Here is a 952-nt window from a genome sequence, read left to right as displayed (position 1 = left end):
CACATCCACCCCCACATCTCTATTTGCTCTCCATAAATAAGCAAAGAATCTTATTTGCTTATTCTCCCATTCTTCTTTGAAAGGAATATTGACTATTTCCCCTTTAATATTTTCTAATTCTTTAAACCTCTTAGAATAAATTAGAGGTTGTGTCTTATTGAGTTGCTTTAATGTTTGCTCTATCTCTTCATCTCTATCAAATACAATGTATCCCCATTTAGTTTTATGTTTATATCTTTGTATAGATTCTTTCAAATAGCTTTGTTCATCACCTTGTATTTTTGCTTTTTGAGAATCTTTAAGAACATAATGGGCTTGAAGTGTGATAGATTCTATAAGATGATGTTCTGAAGGTGAATTAAAAGAATTGTGATTGTATTCTTGTGGTATATACTCTATGGCATTGACTTTAATATTGGGCTTTATATTATCATTGAGAGTGATAGCTTTAGGAATGTTTTTCTCAAAGCTTAATCTTTGCTCTAAAAGTTCTCCTACTTGTTTATCCTTTGGTTGGATAGTTTTAGAAGGAGAGATTTTGATATGAAAGTCTTTTTGTTCTTCATCTAAACCATACCTATTTAATACAAAATACAAATCCGAATTAGTCATCTTAGAGCTGACATAGGCATTATGAAATTCTATAAAGCCATTTTCATCACTTTTAGCCCTATCTACAAAAGAATAAAAGTTTGGAGAATACACATAAATCTCTCTATTACTTAAAGCTTCTTTTTTATGATTAAAGCATTGAGCTTTAATGTGTATGGGGAGAGCCTCTTTTGGAGTAGAGAGAGAAAGAGAAGAGTTTGTGGAATCTTTAGTGGAATAAGAGTGGGTAGGATAAGCAAGATAGTTTGGAAAAGTATGGAGAAGTGTATCTATATCTAGGGCATTAGAATCTTTATGTAAAAGAAGTTCTATAAGGGATTGGTAGTCTTTGGAGGATAAA

At 31.3% G+C, this 952-nt stretch carries 1 pseudogene; it reads right to left on the bottom strand.

Features of this window, described 5'->3' with window-relative positions:
• A pseudogene (locus tag LS74_RS10775) lies at positions 1 to 952 on the bottom strand (ribonuclease domain-containing protein); the annotation flags it as partial.

The organism is Helicobacter magdeburgensis (genome assembly GCF_000765825.2).
Taxonomy (GTDB): Bacteria; Campylobacterota; Campylobacteria; order Campylobacterales; family Helicobacteraceae; genus Helicobacter_C; species Helicobacter_C magdeburgensis.
The sequence above is the reverse complement of the archived record's forward strand: the minus strand, read 5'-3'. Positions and strand labels throughout refer to the sequence as shown.